Consider the following 15,859-nt stretch of genomic DNA (forward strand, 5'->3'; position numbering starts at 1 on the left):
AGGAAATCATGCCTGATGCGCATTGCGACGGCGTGAGTACCATTCAAGGATTTGGTGACGATGCAAACTGACGGAACGACCAACGACAACAACAATGAGAAGCGCACCGGACAATGCGCTGGAAATTTGATTCGGCACTCCGGCCATCTGTAGCCCCTGCTGTAAAAATCCCACCAGCAGCGCCGCCAACGCGGACCCCATAATCGACCCGGAGCCGCCATAAATATTGGCGCCTCCCAGCACAACCGCCGTAATGGCCGGCATCAGGAAAGAGGCGCCCAGATCCGAACGTGCGGAGCCAAAGTAAGAAACCAGTAATACGGCGGCGATCGCGGAGGCGCATCCGGTCATGGCATACACTGTATACAACGTGCGATTCACCGGGATCGCGCTGTACTGCGCGACACGGGCGCTCTGGCCAATCAGAAAAACGTTGCGTCCCATATGCGTGCGATGCATGAGCAGCCAGAAAAACAGACAGCACACAAGAAAAAAAATAAGCGGCATGGGAATACCAAGAAATGAAATATTGGCAAAGTCAGTGAACGCTGTGGGAAATCCACCAATACCTTCATAACCCGTGGCGCCAGCCATACCAGATAACAATAATGCGCTACCACCAAATAAATACATGGTTCCTAGGGTAATCACCAACGGGTTTACGCCGGTATAAATAATAAGTCCGGCATTTATCAGCCCACATATTGCGCCGAGTAGTATGGTAATAATAATCGCTAAAGGTAGCGGCATACCGAGCTGAAACAGCACACCCAGGGTAATCGCGCATAGCCCGATTGTAGAACCAAATGAAATATCCATGCCACCGCTGACAATAACCATTGTTAGCGGCAAAGCGACAATACCGATACAAATAAAATCGCTAGTGCTAAAAAGTAAGACATTAATATCTAATAAACGTGGATTAATCAGACCGAAAGCCAGAATTTCAAAGATCAATAAGGCTGCCAGCGCAATTTCCCAGCTATAGCGTCGCCATGGATTCATCATGCCACCTCTTTGTTTTTATTCTGTTGTGCGTGCGTTTTTGCTTCCGCCTGTAGTGGAGTGGGTGGTGATATAAAACGGGCATATTTCTGGCGGCGCAGATTGCGTTGTAATGCGCAACGCAGCCGCCCATCGAATACCAGTACGCCCAACAATACCAGGCCGGCAATAAAATCGTTCCACCAGGCGGGAATACGCAGCAGCACTAACACACTATCGATTTGCGTAAGAAAATAAGCGCCGAGAATAGCGCCGATGACCGTGCCTGACCCGCCTAACAGGCTAATTCCCCCCAATACGCAGGCCGCGATGGCTTTCATTTCCAGCCCCGTGCCGGTTTGATTGGGAATAAAGCCAATCTGCGAGGCAAACACGATTCCAGCCAATGCCGCCATACCGCCATTAAGTGAAAATGCCATGATGCGTACCATCTCGGTACGGACACCCAATTGCCGGGCGCCCTGCAGGTTATCGCCGGTGGCGTAAAAATTGCGGCCAAAGGCGGTTTTCGCCAGGAGCCAGGCCATAAGCAGCGCTAACACCAGGGTAAACCAGCCGATTGCGGAAATTCCCAGAAACACCGGAGCAGAGAGTTGCTTTAAGCCTGCGGGTAATCCTTCAATCCATTTCCCCCCTGTCCATAGCAGCATGATCCCACGATACAAGCCCAGCGTTCCCAGCGTGGCGACAATGGCGGGTATCTTCAACCAGGCAACCAGTACGCCATTAAAAAATCCGGCGACAATTCCTAACATTAGTGTGGCCAGGCAGGCGACCGGCAGGCTATAGCCGGCGTTTAACATCACTCCCAGCAATACCGCGCACATGCCTGTCGTCGAGCCCACCGATACATCAATATTGCGGGTGAGCATTACCATCGTCGCGCCAATCGCCAACAGCATCAAAATTTGCGCGCTACTGAAAACCATTGTCAGCGTTTGCACGCTCAAATACTGGCTATCCAGCGCGCCAGGAAACACGAATAAACAGACTATTGCCAGCAGTGCCGTCGCTTCCCGGTTATTTTGGATGAATTTCAACATGTTGCCTCCGACGCACCATGTTCGCCAAACGCAACGTGCATGATGGTATCAACGTTAATTTCCTCGCCGCATAACGCAGGCCCCCCCAGTTCCCCCTGGTGCATGACATATACGCGATCGGCCATTTGCTCTATCTCTTCCAGATCGGAGGAAATAAACAGCACTGCGACATTTTGTTGCGCGATACTGCGCAACAGCTGATAAATATCGCTGCGGGCGGAGACATCGACACCGCGTGTCGGTTCATCGGCAATCAGTAATTGCGGAGAGGCTTCCAGGCATTTGGCAATCAATACTTTTTGCTGGTTACCGCCGGATAAAGTACGCGCCGCCTGTTCGGCATTATTGAGTTTGATATTTAACGCGCGGTGGTAACGTTCAAGGGTGGCGTTATCCCGCTGGGGCTTTATCCAAAATCCTTTTTGGTTGTGGGTCAGCGAACAGACATTCCATGCCAGGGAAGCGTCAAGATACAGCCCGGATGACTGCCGATCTTCCGGCAAATAGACCAGGCCGAGCTGCAACCGCTGTTGGGTTGTCAGGGCGTTAATTTCTTGACCATTGAACAGCATCCGCCCCGCATTGACCGGTCTAATACCGTACAGCGTTTCAGCCAGTTCTGTGCGTCCCGCGCCGACCAACCCGGCCAGACCAAGTATTTCGCCTGCCCGCACCTCAAGGTTGATATTCATAAAACCTTCGCCCGTCAGCGACTCCAGCGCTAATACCGTCGCGCCGCGTTCGTTCTGCGGGCGGCTGCCAGGCAATTCCAGCCACAACTTTTGATTCGCGGAAAGACTGACGCCCTGCGTTGCCGGGGTGATAGCTTGAATAATCTCGTCGGTAGAAAGGTCATGCGTTTTTCCGAATAATGCGATTTTACCGTCACGCATCACGCTAACGCAGTGAGCTAACTGTCTAATTTCTGGCAGCTTATGAGAAATAAATACAATTCCGACACCCTTTTTCAGCAACTCTTGCAGACGCGTAAATAACCGGTCAGTTTCGGCAGGCGTTAACGACGCCGTGGGCTCATCAAGAATTAAGATTCGCGAGTCGCGCATCAAGCCGCGCATAATTTCAACGATCTGGCGGTCTGCAACATCAAGCGTACCCGCAGCGCTCGCCGGATCGAGTTGGCATCCCATCGCCTTTAATAGCTGCTGCATTTTTTCCGTGGAGGCCTGACGTCCCTGCAAGCCAAACAAGATATTTTCCCGCACAGATAAACTCGGAAATAACAGAGGCTCCTGGGGAACCAGGTAAATGCCATACTGGTGCGCCTTCAGAGGCGTTAAATGACTGCAACGCACACCAGCAATATCGATAGTCCCTCCATCTGGCGGGACTATACCGGCAATAATCTTCATTAATGTTGATTTACCCGCACCATTGCCGCCAAGCAATGCGTGCACCTCTCCCGCATGCAGAGTAAAGTCAATTCCCTTTAGTACTTCGACGCCGGAATAACTTTTATAAATGTTCTGCACACAAATCAGAGGGGATGCAGTATTGTGACTGATTTGCATGTTGCCTCCGCTCCCTCAATGTTGACTGACGGGACTGAACAAATGTTTTTTGAAAAAGAAATTGTTCAAAACGGTAGTAGTTATTTGGTCAAAAAACTCTCATCCAGATCACGTTTTCTGAATAAATGAATTTTTAGATGATAAATGTTCAGATTTGGCGCGTTTTTGTGGCGTTAATCACGGTTATTTCGGAGTGATAACTGAACAATTGTGTTAATGATTTAGAAATGTTCAAAGTAAAGCCAGGTTATGACAATGAGCGATAATACGTTGGTATCTGATTATGGAATGTGCGAAGAAGAGCTGGTGGCGCGTATTGCCTGGTTCTACTATCACGATGGATTGACGCAGAGTGAAATCAGCGAGCGTCTGGGGCTAACCCGGCTAAAGGTTTCTCGTCTGCTGGAGAAAGGGCATCAGTCCGGTATTATTCGCGTACAAATCAACTCCCGTTTCGAAGGGTGTCTTGAGTATGAAAATGCCTTGCGTAACCACTTCGCATTGCAGAATATCCGCGTGCTGCCGGCATTACCCGATGCCGATATTGGTCTGCGCTTAGGAATCGGCGCCGCCCATATGTTGATGGAGTCACTGCGGCCACAGCAACTACTGGCCGTCGGCTTTGGCGAAGCCACGATGACCACATTAAAACGCCTCAGCGGATTTATCTCGGCGCAACAAATCCGACTGGTCACGTTATCCGGCGGCGTGGGGCCGTATATGACCGGAATAGGCCAGCTTGATGCCGCTTGTAGCGTAAGTATTATGCCCGCGCCGCTGCGCGCATCATCGCAGGAAATTGCCTGCACGCTGCGCAATGAAAATAGCGTGCGGGATGTGATGCTCACAGCGCAAGCTGCCGATGCCGCCATCGTGGGGATTGGGGCAATTAACCAGAAAGATCAAGCCAGTATCTTAAAATCCGGTTATATCACTCAGGGTGAACAACTCATGATTGGCCGCAAAGGCGCAGTAGGCGATATTCTGGGCTATTTTTTTGATGCTCATGGCGAAATTATTCCAGACATCAAAATCCATAACGAATTAATTGGCCTGAAGTTAAATTCACTTTCCACGATCCCAACCGTGATTGGCGTCGCCGGCGGCGAACAAAAAGCAGAAGCTATTATTGCCGCTATGCGCGGTAACTATATCAATGCGCTGGTTACCGATCAGAAAACCGCAGGGAAAATAATTCAACTTATTGAAAAATAAAAAAAAATAAAACAACACTTACCTCAATTCAATAAACAATAACTGACAGGATTTTATGTAACGATGTAAAAATAGCCGAGGATAAAAAAATGGCTCGACTCTGTACCCATACTGAATCAGGACATTACCTGATGGCTCTTGACGCCGGTACCGGTAGCGTCAGAGCAGTAATTTTTGATCTACAAGGAAAGCAAATAGCTGTCGGTCAAGCGGAATGGCAGCATCTGGCCGTGCCGGATGTGCCTGGTTCGATGGAGTTTGATCTTGCCAAAAACTGGCAACTGGCTTGCCAGTGTATCCGTCAGGCACTACAGAAAGCCGCCATCCCTGCAACGGCTATCGCTGCCGTATCGGCCTGCTCGATGCGTGAAGGCATTGTTATTTATGACAGTAACGGCGAACCCATTTGGGCCTGCGCTAATGTTGACGCCCGCGCGGCGCACGAAGTCAGTGAATTAAAAGAGCTGCACGATAACACCTTTGAGGAGGAAGTTTATCGTTGCTCCGGGCAAACGCTGGCGCTCAGCGCTATTCCGCGTCTGCTCTGGCTTGCCCACCATCGTCCGGATATTTATCATCGCGCGTCAACCGTCACTATGATCAGCGACTGGATGGCCTTTATGCTCAGCGGCGAACTGGCGGTCGATCCCTCCAACGCAGGCACGACGGGGTTATTGGATCTGGTGACCCGCAACTGGAAACGTAGTCTGTTACAGATGGCGGGCCTGCGTTCTGACATTCTCTCGCCGGTAAAAGAAACCGGGACGCTGCTCGGTCACATTTCACAGAAAGCGGCTGAACAGTGCGACCTGCAAGCGGGTACGCCGGTCATCGTTGGCGGCGGCGATGTGCAGTTAGGCTGTCTGGGGCTGGGCGTCGTACGCCCGGCGCAAACGGCCGTGCTGGGCGGAACCTTCTGGCAACAGGTGGTCAATCTTCCCGCGCCGGTCACCGACCCAAACATGAACGTTCGCATCAATCCTCATGTGATCCCCGGTATGGTACAAACCGAGTCTATTAGCTTTTTTACTGGGTTAACGATGCGTTGGTTCCGCGACGCCTTTTGCGCCGAGGAAAAACTAATCGCTGAAAGGTTAGGTATTGATGCGTATTCCCTGCTGGAAGATATGGCCAGCCGGGTGCCTCCCGGCGCGTACGGTGTGATGCCCATCTTCTCTGACGTTATGCGTTTTAAACGCTGGTACCATGCCGCGCCGTCGTTTATCAATCTGTCTATCGATCCTGAAAAGTGTAATAAAGCGACCCTATTTCGCGCGCTGGAAGAGAATGCCGCCATTGTTTCCGCCTGCAATTTACAGCAAATTGCCGCGTTTTCCGGCGTACAGGCCGACTCGCTGGTTTTTGCCGGCGGAGGATCTAAAGGCAAATTATGGAGCCAAATCCTTGCCGACGTTACGGGACTCACCGTTCACGTACCTGTCGTCAAAGAAGCTACCGCGCTAGGGTGCGCTATTGCCGCAGGCGTTGGCGTGGGTATCTGGCCATCGCTGGCGGAAACGGGAGAAAAGCTAGTGCGCTGGGATCGGGAGCATAAACCTAATCCTGAAAATTTCGCTGTCTACCAGCAGGCCAGAGAAAAATGGCAGGCCGTTTATCAGGATCAACGCGCGCTGGTCGATGGTGGCTTAACGACATCCCTCTGGAAAGCGCCAGGCCTGTAACAGGAGAATAAGCATGCAAAAAACGAATGAGAAGAATCATCAATACCGCTTTGGCGATAATGGCCCTAAATACTTAATCCGTGGGCCGGGCTGCGATATGGGCGTCGTCATACTACAACCAGGGCAGTCATTCCCTAACCATCGCCATAATACCGCTTGTGAGATTTTTTATACCCTAAGCGGTGAAGTGTGCCTGTATCTGGAAGGAACACCTCATATCCTGCAAACTGGAGATGTTTTACAGTGCGAACCTGGGGAGGCGCATTATCTCATTAATAACGGTGATAAACCCTGGAAAGGCGTGTTTATTAAATCGCCGCATCTGGAAAATGACAGCCACCCCGCAGATCCACCGGCCTGGTAACGCCCGCGCCATCGCCAGATTTTGCCGGATAGCGCCACGAGAGCCTTGTCCGGCCTCCAAACGGCATTCGTTAATGCAATATCAAGCTGTCATTTGATGACCTGTTGGTTCAAGATATCACACTGATGATCCTGAATTTCCTCGGCAGAAGCGCGATTGAAGATCAGTAAATTACGCTCGGTCGCCAGCAGGACAAAAGAGCCATCGCTTTGGCGTATCACCGCCAGCGCGATACATCACAGCATCCCCGCCCGCGCAGGAACTTTCCCTGGTCCCATCGCCACAGCAAAAAATAGCAGTGCGGTCATAAACTCCGGCAGTGGCGAAGTCGCCCAGAGCAAAATGGTGATGCCAACGATGATAGAAGGAAGAAACAGAGGATGGGACAACCAGAGCGACATACCTGTCTCCTGACGATTTTTTCAGCAAGAATACGACGGACAGTAAGGCAGGTAAACGCCAGATATAGTGGGGTTATCGCAGGATTAAGCGGACAGATCAGTGATAATGAATTTCACCAAAGTATTCAGACAGCACGTAATAGCGGCAATACTCAAAAGGACTGTCCTTCCCGGCCTGAAACGTCTGTCTGGCGACGGATAACAGCGGTTTATTGGCGGCGATTTGCAATTTTTCGCACAGGTCAGCGGAAGGTAAAATCGCCTCAACTTTTTCTATCGCCGAGTCGCTTGTGACGTTTAATAACGAATAAAGCGACGTATGCTCCAGCGCCTGCGGTGTGAGTTGCAGATCGGGAAAGAAGCTAAGATCGAGATAGATCTTTTCATGGTTAAACGGACGGTTATTCAGGCAACGAATACGCGAAATATAGAGATAGTGATGCTGTGCGGGCAGGCTCAAGCCGTCTGCCTGAGCGTCGCGCGCGCGGCGCGGCGCGATTTCCAGAATACGGTTCTCAATCGCCACGCTGGCGTCCTGGAGATCGCGGGTAATACCGCGAAACGTGTGCCCGTAGCTCACGCCTTCCGGCACCGAGCACACCACCGAACCACTCCCGCGCTGCGACGAAATAATGCCCGCATTGATCAGTTCGCTCCAGGCCTGTTTAACCACAATCAGCGAAACGTTATAAGCCCTGGCGACCTCTTTTTGCGTCGGCAACTGGCTGCCTAAAGGCAAAGACCCGTTCTGGATCTGCTGACAGATGATAAAAAATAGTTGCTTATAAAGCGGAGTAAAGCTCGTTTTATCAACCTGCAAGCTGCGCACCTCACGTCTTCGCCAGCAGGGGACGTTTTACCGTCCCCGGCAGGGTGAATTCGCTACCCTGCGATTTGCCTGGCCAGTTCTGCCAAATCGAAATGATTCATACGATCCAAAGTCGTTAAATAATCGGCGGGAAAAGCCTCCACGCCATGGAATGCGCCGGAAATCGCCCCGACCATGGTGGCGACAGTATCAGTATCATTGCCGATATTAACGCCGGAGATAATAGCATCTACGGCAGAATTCGGACAACACGCGAACAGGCCAAAGGCCGCCGGCACCGCTTCACTCACGTGCAGCCCGGAGCCAATAATATCAGCAAGTTCCACCACCGCCGTTTCCCAATGGCGATGACGTTTACCGATATCTACGGCCAGCTCAATGCGTCGGGCAACGGAAGGACCTGCCACCATCATCGCACCTTGCTCCTGCGCCAGCAGATAGCCTCTTTGCGCACCGTAAATACCGGCGGCAATAATGCTGTCTGCGTTGGTCTGCGCTCTTAACGCCTCGCTGGTTGCCGCCGCCATCGCCGCTGCGCCGGACATCGCCAGCACGTTATTATGGGTAAAGCGGCAAATCTGCAGCGCGCAGTCAATCGCCGCGTCAATATCACCCGGATGCAGCACCGCCGCTGGCCAAATCTTCATGGCGGCGCCGTTCGTTGCCTCCGCGTTACCCTTATTAATAATCTGTACCGACTGTTTCTCGCCTTCCAGCTCACCCTGTAAAGAGGCACGGTTATCATTGAATATTGCCTTCATTGCCGCACGCGTCGTCGGGCCGGTAAAGTTGGCGTAGTACGGGTAATCCAGCCACTGCTGAAAAGCCTCGCGCATCGCCTCGTCGCTGACCTGGCGTTGATGGCGCAGCAGCGCATCCATGATGTACTTCGCCTGAATAAAATCATCCGTGCACATCCCTGCTTCGTTGCAGCGGCCAAACGTGTCCGCAGGCGGTTTTTGAAAGGTCGTCACCCAGCCGCCAAAATAGTCTTTTATTTGCTGCTGGGTGCGTACTTCCGTCGCGGCTCCCATCGCGTCCGCGGCGGCGGCACCCACCAGGCATCCCAGTATTTTGTTTTGATCAACGTGCATGATGACTCCTTATTTCACGGTCATGGCTTGCGCCAGCGAATGGCTGGACAGAAAAGTGTTTAGCTGGTCGGGAAACGGCAGAGCGGTCATTGCGCCTTTTGCCGTCACCGCCATAGCGCCGCAGGCATTGGCATTGCTGATGGCTTCCGCCAGCAGGGCATGATCCCAGCAATTTGCGCGGGAAAGGGTGAACAGCAGGCCGCCGACAAAAGCATCGCCTGCCCCGGTGGTATCGACGACATCGACGCGCGGTGCGGGAAAATGGAGCTCCCCCTCGGCGGTAATCAACAGCGCGCCATCGGCCCCCAGCGAAATGATGGTGGTGTCGCAGCCCAGATCGCGCAGGTAATAACGCGCATCCTGCCAGTGACTGGCCCCGCTGAGCTGGCACAGCTCATCTGCCGAGACTTTGCAGATAGAAGCCAGCGCGGTGGAGCGGGCGATCAGTTCAGGGATTTCATCGGTATTGCGCCACATCTTGCTGCGTAAGTTGACGTCGAATAACACGTAGCCACCGGCTTCTCGCATGCGTCTCGCCCCTTCCAGACATGCTTCGCGAGCGGGACTGTCGGTGAGGCCAATTGAACTGAAGTAAAACCATTCGTACTGCCTGAACGGCGGCAGGTCCTGCGGCGAAACGTAGGTATCAGCCCCCGGATGCACCAGATAGGTAAAGCTGCGCTCCCCATCAGCAGTCAGGTTGACGATCAGCACCGCGCTGGTCAGGGCCGGATCCATGCGTAGAAAAGAGACATCCACACCGTTATCCTGAAAAACCTGGCGCAGGAAACGGCCGGCGTCATCGTCGCCAAGACAGCCAATAAAACCGCACTCTCCGCCCAGCCTGGCAACGCATACCCCCACATTCGCCGACGCTCCGCCGGGGCATTTCAGATAGCTGTTCTGTTTTTCCGGCACCAGATCAACGGAAGCATCGCCGATAACCCAAACCTTATTCATGGCCTTCATTTGCGCCTCCTTATGCCTGTTTCTGCGCCAGGGCAAGCTGAATATCACGATAATATTCGTTGTTAATCAGATACTTTTTCATCAGCAGTCCAACCGCAAGGTGGAACAGAGCAGGAATGAGCGTCATCATCAGCGCAATACCGGTGAGCGAACGTGCGGTCTGTTCAACATCGGCCTGATAGCCAAAGTGGCTCAGCAGGAATCCAAGTATCCCGCCCGCGATCCCCATCCCAAACTTCTGGAAGAAGAGGATGCCGCCAAACGCCAACCCGGAAACGCGCAGACCGGTTTTCTTTTCGCCGTAATCCACCGCTTCGGCGATAGAGGACCAGAACACCGGCATTTGCATATCGCAGAAGAAATTAATAAGAAAATAAAACGCAAACGCCAGGATAAGATTTTCACGCCCGACGGAGAAATACATCAGCGCGCTCAGGACAAAGGTAATAATCTGGGTGTAGCGGAACATCTTAATTTTGTCCCAGAACTTGGTTATCCAGGTGGTGGCGATCATCGCTAAAATTGAAGCGATGACGCCGGTAGTCAGGAAGGGTGAAATCAGGCTATCTCCGCCGTTCAGATAATACTTAGCGTAATAAGCGGCAACGGAACCGCGAATAACATAACCGCACATCAGCAGCAGAATAACAACGCCGAGAATAATCCACTGATCGTTACGTAACAGATATTTAAACTGTTTCCCCACCGATAGCGAGGTAATTTCCGGCTCGCTGCGTTCACGCGTGGTGAGAAAACAGAAGATAAACAGCAGCGCACCCATTGCCCCCATTAAGCCCATCGAAAACTGATAGCCCAAAGCCTTATTACCCTGCCCCAGCCAGACGGCAAGCATCGGTACGACGATAGTCACCAGGAAAGCGGCAATCTTAGTCATCACAAAACGATAGCCGTTGGCGCTTAACCGTTCGACGGGGTCGCTGGTAATCACGCCAATCATCGAAATATAGGGAATGGTGATCGCGGTATAGACCAGGGTCATAAGAATATAAGTGCCATAGGCCCATGCCAGTTTGGCCATATAAGCCATATCAGGCGTAATAAACATCAAATAAACGGCGAAGCCAAAAGGAATAGCAAACCACAGCAGCCACGGGCGGTAACGCCCCCAGCGCGTGTTCAGTTTATCGGTCAGAACCCCCATGGCCGGATCGATAATGGCATCAATCATCCGCACAACCACAAACAGTACGCCAACATCAGCGGCGCTCAGGCCGTAGATATCGGTATAGAAATAGGCGAGGAGCAGCTGCATGGCGATAATCACAACGTTTATCGCCATATCTCCCGCGCCGAAGCCGATTTTTTCCACGATAGAAAGTTTCATGTTGATATTCCTTTACGCTTAACAGCGCAAATCTGGTGAACAATTAATGATGTCACTACATGAAATAAAAACGTTTTTATATAAGCCATCCACCAGACAATCTATGGAGGCTATGAAGAGAGTGTAACTAACCACAAAAAGATATAAAGGTATACCTTTATATCTTTTGATCGGTTTCACATATTTTTATAGACACGACCTTACCCCGGTTTTAAACCGGGATAAGAATCAATAAGATAATGAGCAGGGGGTGTAACGAAAATCAGCGGGAAGACAAAATGGCGCAACTATGGTCCTGAATTTCTTCCGCCGATGCGCGATTGAAGGTCAGTAAATTACGCTCGGTCGCCAGCAGGACAAAAGAGCCATCGCTTTGGCGTACCACCGCCAGCGCATAGCGTCCCATATGATCGCGCGCTTCCGGCACCTCTTCCGCCAACATCATAAACGGACTACGCTGCGCCAGTTCGCTCTCGGTTACCCGGCGCGCCAGGTATTCATGCCCCATCAGGTCGCCCGGTAGCGGAAGCCAGCGAGTGCTGATACGCGTGAGATCGTTATCCAGTTGCTCCCGAACGTCAGGACGGATGCAAGAAATATGGATATGCAAATGGTCCTGTGAACGACCAAGCCGCGAATTAATCGCCAGCGAGACCGCGCTATCCGGAATATCATGCCCGTATTTTTTACTCATATAGCCGCGAGCCTGCCAGGCCAGCCAGAAAAAGTTGGGCGTAGCGGGTTCCAGCAATAGCGGGCTTTCTGTACCGTTGATACGATAGGTGGGCATCAATAAATATTGCAATGGACCGTGACGATCTTTAAAGACGACATAGCCGGCGCGAGGTTTGACTTCCGCGCACGGCGCTGGGTTTTGATGCTGTAACTGATCGGGCAGGCACTGTTCAAGCACGATTTCCCGTAATGCATCAGGATTGCCGGAAAATTTCCAGTAACCGACGCCCGCCGCGGCGACAATCACTATCACCGCCAGTAAAAAGTAGCCTGTTTTTTTCATGATATGCGTTCCCTGTGACCCATAGACGGGGAAGAGTAACGCAAAATTGTGGCAAAGAAAAAACCCGGTAACATAATACGTTACCGGGTTTATAAACGGTTTAGCGTTTGCTGATTTGGTCGAACGTACCGCCATTAGCGAAGTGATCTTTTTGCGCCTTCGCCCAGCCGCCAAACACCTCGTCAATGGTGAACAGCTTCAGCTTCGGAAACGCATCGTCGTATTTTTTCGCCACGTCAGCATCGCGCGGACGGTAGAAGTTTTTCGCTGCTATCTCCTGCCCTTCCGGCGAGTAGAGATACTTGAGATAGGCTTCCGCTACCGCTTTGGTGTCTTTCTTTTCCACCACTTTGTCGACTACGGAAACGGTCGGCTCTGCGAGAATAGATTCACTCGGGGTCACTATCTCGAATTTATCTTTACCCAGTTCGTTCGTCGCCAGCAGCGCTTCATTTTCCCAGGCGATCAGCACATCACCGATACCGCGTTCAACGAAAGTATTGGTTGAGCCACGCGCACCGGAGTCCAGCACTTCAACGTTTTTAAACAGGGCTTTGACAAAGTCCTGAGCTTTGGCCTGATCGTTATTGTTGTGGTGCAGGGCGTAGCCCCATGCCGCCAGATAGTTCCAGCGTGCGCCACCAGAGCTTTTCGGGTTTGGCGTAATCACCGACACACCGGGTTTAATCAGATCGTTCCAGTCATGAATTTGTTTTGGATTGCCTTTACGGACCAGGAAAACGATGGTGGAGGTGTAAGGTGCTGAGTTATCCGGCAGACGCTTAATCCAGTTTTTATCGATACGACCACGTTCAGCAATAGCGTCCACATCGTAAGCCAGCGCCAGCGTCACGACATCGGCTTCAATGCCGTTAATAACGGAAGTCGCCTGTTTACCCGAACCGCCGTGCGATTGACGGATCACGACGTTGTCGCCGGTTTCCTGCTTCCAGTGCGCGCTAAACGCTTTGTTGTACTGCTCGTACAGCTCACGCGTTGGATCGTACGATACGTTAAGTAACTGAATATCCTTTGCCAGAATGCTGGTTGACGCCAGCAATAATGTGAACCCCACGCCCCACTTTTTCATCGCCCGACTCGCTTATGTTGTGTTGTGATGAACAAAGCGTGCCAGAAAGAGATCCAAACATTAAAGAATAAAAAAAGATTGGCTATAACTTCGAGGAATAAATCTGAGGGATTGCCGGATGGCGGCTAGCGCCTAATCCGGCCTACACGTTTCTGCAACCTGTAGGCCTGATAAGCGTAGCGCCATCAGGCGCGCAAAAACAATCAGTACAGTTTTTTCGCGCACTCCATCCAGTCGCTTTTGAACGGACGCTTCATGTTTTCAATCGCATCAATGATGTCATGATGAACAAGCTGCTCGTTCTGGATACCGACACAACGACCGCCATGGCCTTCCAGCAGCAGGTCAATAGCATACGCGCCCATACGGGAAGCCAGAATGCGATCGTAAGGTACCGGGGAACCACCGCGCTGAATGTGGCCGAGCACCGTCGCACGCGTTTCACGGCCCGTTTCTTTTTCAATAAAGTGCGCCAGTTCGTCAACATCGCACATATGTTCGGTGATAGCGACGATAGCGTGTTTTTTCCCTTTCGCGATCCCGGCTTTGATTTCCGCCACCAGATCTTCGCGATTAAATTCAACTTCCGGCACCACGATAAACTCACAGCCACCAGCAATAGCCGCCGCCAACGTCAGGTCGCCGCAATAACGGCCCATCACCTCAACGATAGAGATACGCTGGTGAGAAGAGGAGGTGTCACGCAGACGGTCAATCGCTTCCACTACAGTGCCGAGAGCAGTGAAGTAGCCGATAGTGTAGTCGGTGCCTTTGATGTCGTTATCGATAGTGCCTGGCAGACCGATGCACGGGAAGCCCATTTCAGTCAGACGTTTTGCACCCATATAAGAACCGTCGCCGCCAATAACTACCAGCGCATCGATACCGCGTTTTTTCAGGTTTTCGATCGCGACAGCGCGAATATTTTCGTCACGGAATTCCGGGAAACGGGCAGAACCGAGGAAAGTACCGCCACGGTTGATCATGTCAGATACGCTGTAACGGTCAAGCTGCACCATACGATCTTCATACAGGCCCAGATAGCCGTCATAAATGCCCATGACTTCCAGCCCTTCCGTCAACGCTGCGCGCACAACACCGCGGATTGCCGCGTTCATGCCCGGCGCATCACCGCCGCTTGTCAACACACCGATTTTCTTAATCATGACTACCTCTGAACTTTGGAATGCAAAATGAAATCTATTGCCGGAAGCCGATTTCGCACTTCGAAACGATCCAACGAATATACAGATAGTATAACAATCCCTTCCTGCTGAATTGATTCAGGTCAGGCCAAATGGCGGTAATTTATACACAAAATGCTGGCCTGGCTCACTTTTTAACAATCAATTATACAAGCTCGAACTTCTTGCCTTCCGTGGGGACGACTGAACAGGGATCCTGATGAATAATGACATCTGAACCCGGAAAACGCCGCAAAATCGCCTGCTCTACCTGTTCAGCCACTAAATGCGCCTGAACGAGCGGCAGATTATCTTCCATTTCCAAATGAATCTGAATAAAGCGGGTCGGCCCTGACTGCCGCGTGCGGAGATCGTGCGCGCCGCTGACTCCCGGCCATGACGTCACGATATCAATAATTTCCTGTCGTTCCGCATCGGGCAGCGCGCGATCCAATAATGACTGCACCGCCTCATACCCCATACGCAACGCGCTATACAAAATATAGATGCCGATACCTAACGCAAACAGGGCATCCGCACGATGCCAACCGTACCAGGATAACCCCAGCGCGATAAGAATCGCTCCGTTCATCATAACATCAGACTGATAATGAAGCATATCCGCCCGTACCGCCTGACTTTGGGTCTTGCGTACCACCCAGCGCTGAAACGTGACCAGTATAATAGTGCATATCAGAGCGATGACGGTAACGCCAATCCCCACGCCAGGGTCGTTCATTGGCGTCGGCTTAATCAGATTCTGGATACTGGTCAAAAACAGAAACAACGCCGAACCGGAAATAAACATACTTTGCGCCAGCGCCGCCAGCGACTCCGCTTTACCGTGCCCAAACGTGTGTTCATCATCTGCGGGTTGCAGCGAATAACGCACGACCAACAAATTCGTCAATGACGCGGCAATATCCACCAGCGAGTCCACCAACGCCGCCAGAATACTCACCGATCCCGTATACCACCACGCAAAAATTTTGATCAAAAGTAACGCTGATGCCATCGCTGTTGCCGCGATAGCCGCCCGGCTAACCAGCCGTCCATAGGTTTGATTCATAAATACTCCCGCTATCTTCTGC

The 15,859-nt window shown here is 51.8% G+C and carries 14 protein-coding genes and 2 pseudogenes; 3 read left to right on the top strand and 13 right to left on the bottom strand.

Annotated elements, in window-relative coordinates:
* Positions 1 to 6 precede the first annotated feature (6 nt).
* Genes lsrD through lsrA form a run of 3 tightly spaced genes read right to left on the bottom strand, consistent with a single transcriptional unit; the run spans position 7 to position 3,577 of the window.
* The gene (lsrD, locus tag ACLD3P_RS17710) at positions 7 to 1,008 is read right to left on the bottom strand and encodes an autoinducer 2 ABC transporter permease LsrD (RefSeq protein WP_411006548.1); all 1,002 of its coding nucleotides are present in this window, start codon (positions 1,006 to 1,008) and stop codon (positions 7 to 9) included.
* The gene (gene lsrC / locus ACLD3P_RS17715) at positions 1,005 to 2,048 is read right to left on the bottom strand and encodes an autoinducer 2 ABC transporter permease LsrC (protein WP_411006547.1); all 1,044 of its coding nucleotides are present in this window, start codon (positions 2,046 to 2,048) and stop codon (positions 1,005 to 1,007) included. Before lsrC ends, lsrD begins: the two co-directional genes overlap by 4 nt.
* A complete protein-coding gene (gene lsrA / locus ACLD3P_RS17720) occupies positions 2,042 to 3,577 on the bottom strand; it encodes an autoinducer 2 ABC transporter ATP-binding protein LsrA (RefSeq protein ID WP_411006546.1) in 1,536 nt (511 codons plus the stop codon). The genes lsrC and lsrA overlap by 7 nt, the downstream gene beginning before the upstream one ends.
* A 255-nt stretch (positions 3,578 to 3,832) precedes the next feature.
* On the opposite strand from lsrA, the gene lsrR reads away from it, so the two are divergent.
* From lsrR to ACLD3P_RS17735, 3 genes are all read left to right on the top strand, one after another.
* The gene (lsrR, locus tag ACLD3P_RS17725; RefSeq protein ID WP_411006545.1) at positions 3,833 to 4,792 is read left to right on the top strand and encodes a transcriptional regulator LsrR; all 960 of its coding nucleotides are present in this window, start codon (positions 3,833 to 3,835) and stop codon (positions 4,790 to 4,792) included.
* A gap of 89 nt (positions 4,793 to 4,881) precedes the next feature.
* The gene (gene lsrK / locus ACLD3P_RS17730) at positions 4,882 to 6,474 is read left to right on the top strand and encodes an autoinducer-2 kinase (RefSeq protein WP_000113084.1); all 1,593 of its coding nucleotides are present in this window, start codon (positions 4,882 to 4,884) and stop codon (positions 6,472 to 6,474) included.
* Positions 6,475 to 6,487: 13 nt separating this feature from the next.
* Positions 6,488 to 6,838 (top strand): cupin domain-containing protein, encoded by a 351-nt coding sequence (locus ACLD3P_RS17735; protein WP_001173085.1) that lies wholly within the window; start codon positions 6,488 to 6,490, stop codon positions 6,836 to 6,838.
* An 89-nt stretch (positions 6,839 to 6,927) separates the two neighbouring features.
* On the opposite strand, the pseudogene ACLD3P_RS17740 reads toward ACLD3P_RS17735, so the two are convergent.
* The 10 genes and pseudogenes from ACLD3P_RS17740 to fieF all read right to left on the bottom strand — a co-directional run.
* A pseudogene (locus ACLD3P_RS17740) lies at positions 6,928 to 7,068 on the bottom strand (CDP-diacylglycerol diphosphatase); the annotation flags it as partial.
* A gap of 45 nt (positions 7,069 to 7,113) precedes the next feature.
* Positions 7,114 to 7,239 (bottom strand): annotated as a pseudogene (locus ACLD3P_RS17745) (hypothetical protein); the annotation flags it as partial.
* A gap of 97 nt (positions 7,240 to 7,336) precedes the next feature.
* Positions 7,337 to 8,059, bottom strand: coding sequence for a GntR family transcriptional regulator (locus tag ACLD3P_RS17750; RefSeq protein ID WP_001518326.1), 723 nt, complete (start codon positions 8,057 to 8,059; stop codon positions 7,337 to 7,339).
* A 62-nt stretch (positions 8,060 to 8,121) separates the two neighbouring features.
* The gene (locus ACLD3P_RS17755) at positions 8,122 to 9,162 is read right to left on the bottom strand and encodes an ADP-ribosylglycohydrolase family protein (protein WP_000557882.1); all 1,041 of its coding nucleotides are present in this window, start codon (positions 9,160 to 9,162) and stop codon (positions 8,122 to 8,124) included.
* Positions 9,163 to 9,171: 9 nt separating this feature from the next.
* Positions 9,172 to 10,131, bottom strand: a complete 960-nt coding sequence (locus tag ACLD3P_RS17760; RefSeq protein ID WP_411006544.1) for an aminoimidazole riboside kinase — start codon at positions 10,129 to 10,131, stop codon at positions 9,172 to 9,174.
* Positions 10,132 to 10,141: 10 nt separating this feature from the next.
* Positions 10,142 to 11,476 (bottom strand): MFS transporter, encoded by a 1,335-nt coding sequence (locus ACLD3P_RS17765; RefSeq protein WP_174895244.1) that lies wholly within the window; start codon positions 11,474 to 11,476, stop codon positions 10,142 to 10,144.
* Positions 11,477 to 11,738: 262 nt separating this feature from the next.
* Complete coding sequence (locus ACLD3P_RS17770; RefSeq protein WP_000750756.1) at positions 11,739 to 12,494, bottom strand: CDP-diacylglycerol diphosphatase; 756 nt, start codon at positions 12,492 to 12,494, stop codon at positions 11,739 to 11,741.
* A 100-nt stretch (positions 12,495 to 12,594) separates the two neighbouring features.
* Positions 12,595 to 13,584 (bottom strand): sulfate ABC transporter substrate-binding protein, encoded by a 990-nt coding sequence (locus ACLD3P_RS17775; protein ID WP_000758711.1) that lies wholly within the window; start codon positions 13,582 to 13,584, stop codon positions 12,595 to 12,597.
* Between the two features lie 203 nt (positions 13,585 to 13,787).
* Positions 13,788 to 14,750, bottom strand: a complete 963-nt coding sequence (gene pfkA / locus ACLD3P_RS17780) for a 6-phosphofructokinase (protein WP_000591793.1) — start codon at positions 14,748 to 14,750, stop codon at positions 13,788 to 13,790.
* A 184-nt stretch (positions 14,751 to 14,934) separates the two neighbouring features.
* Positions 14,935 to 15,837, bottom strand: coding sequence for a CDF family cation-efflux transporter FieF (fieF, locus tag ACLD3P_RS17785; protein WP_001077322.1), 903 nt, complete (start codon positions 15,835 to 15,837; stop codon positions 14,935 to 14,937).
* Positions 15,838 to 15,859 lie beyond the last annotated feature (22 nt).

The sequence above is a fragment of the Salmonella sp. 741265073_HBA genome (genome assembly GCF_046569105.1).
Taxonomy (GTDB): domain Bacteria; phylum Pseudomonadota; class Gammaproteobacteria; order Enterobacterales; family Enterobacteriaceae; genus Salmonella; species Salmonella enterica.

Excerpts from the sequence above, each read along its gene's own strand:
- lsrD (WP_411006548.1), bottom strand. The coding sequence starts at position 1,008 with ATGATGAATCCATGGCGACGCTATAGCTGGGAAATTGCGCTGGCAGCC.
- lsrC (WP_411006547.1), bottom strand. The coding sequence starts at position 2,048 with ATGTTGAAATTCATCCAAAATAACCGGGAAGCGACGGCACTGCTGGCA.
- lsrA (WP_411006546.1), bottom strand. The coding sequence starts at position 3,577 with ATGCAAATCAGTCACAATACTGCATCCCCTCTGATTTGTGTGCAGAAC.
- lsrR (WP_411006545.1), top strand. The coding sequence starts at position 3,833 with ATGAGCGATAATACGTTGGTATCTGATTATGGAATGTGCGAAGAAGAG.
- lsrK (WP_000113084.1), top strand. The coding sequence starts at position 4,882 with ATGGCTCGACTCTGTACCCATACTGAATCAGGACATTACCTGATGGCT.
- ACLD3P_RS17735 (WP_001173085.1), top strand. The coding sequence starts at position 6,488 with ATGCAAAAAACGAATGAGAAGAATCATCAATACCGCTTTGGCGATAAT.
- ACLD3P_RS17755 (WP_000557882.1), bottom strand. The coding sequence starts at position 9,162 with ATGCACGTTGATCAAAACAAAATACTGGGATGCCTGGTGGGTGCCGCC.
- ACLD3P_RS17760 (WP_411006544.1), bottom strand. The coding sequence starts at position 10,131 with ATGAAGGCCATGAATAAGGTTTGGGTTATCGGCGATGCTTCCGTTGAT.
- ACLD3P_RS17765 (WP_174895244.1), bottom strand. The coding sequence starts at position 11,476 with ATGAAACTTTCTATCGTGGAAAAAATCGGCTTCGGCGCGGGAGATATG.
- ACLD3P_RS17770 (WP_000750756.1), bottom strand. The coding sequence starts at position 12,494 with ATGAAAAAAACAGGCTACTTTTTACTGGCGGTGATAGTGATTGTCGCC.
- ACLD3P_RS17775 (WP_000758711.1), bottom strand. The coding sequence starts at position 13,584 with ATGAAAAAGTGGGGCGTGGGGTTCACATTATTGCTGGCGTCAACCAGC.
- pfkA (WP_000591793.1), bottom strand. The coding sequence starts at position 14,750 with ATGATTAAGAAAATCGGTGTGTTGACAAGCGGCGGTGATGCGCCGGGC.
- fieF (WP_001077322.1), bottom strand. The coding sequence starts at position 15,837 with ATGAATCAAACCTATGGACGGCTGGTTAGCCGGGCGGCTATCGCGGCA.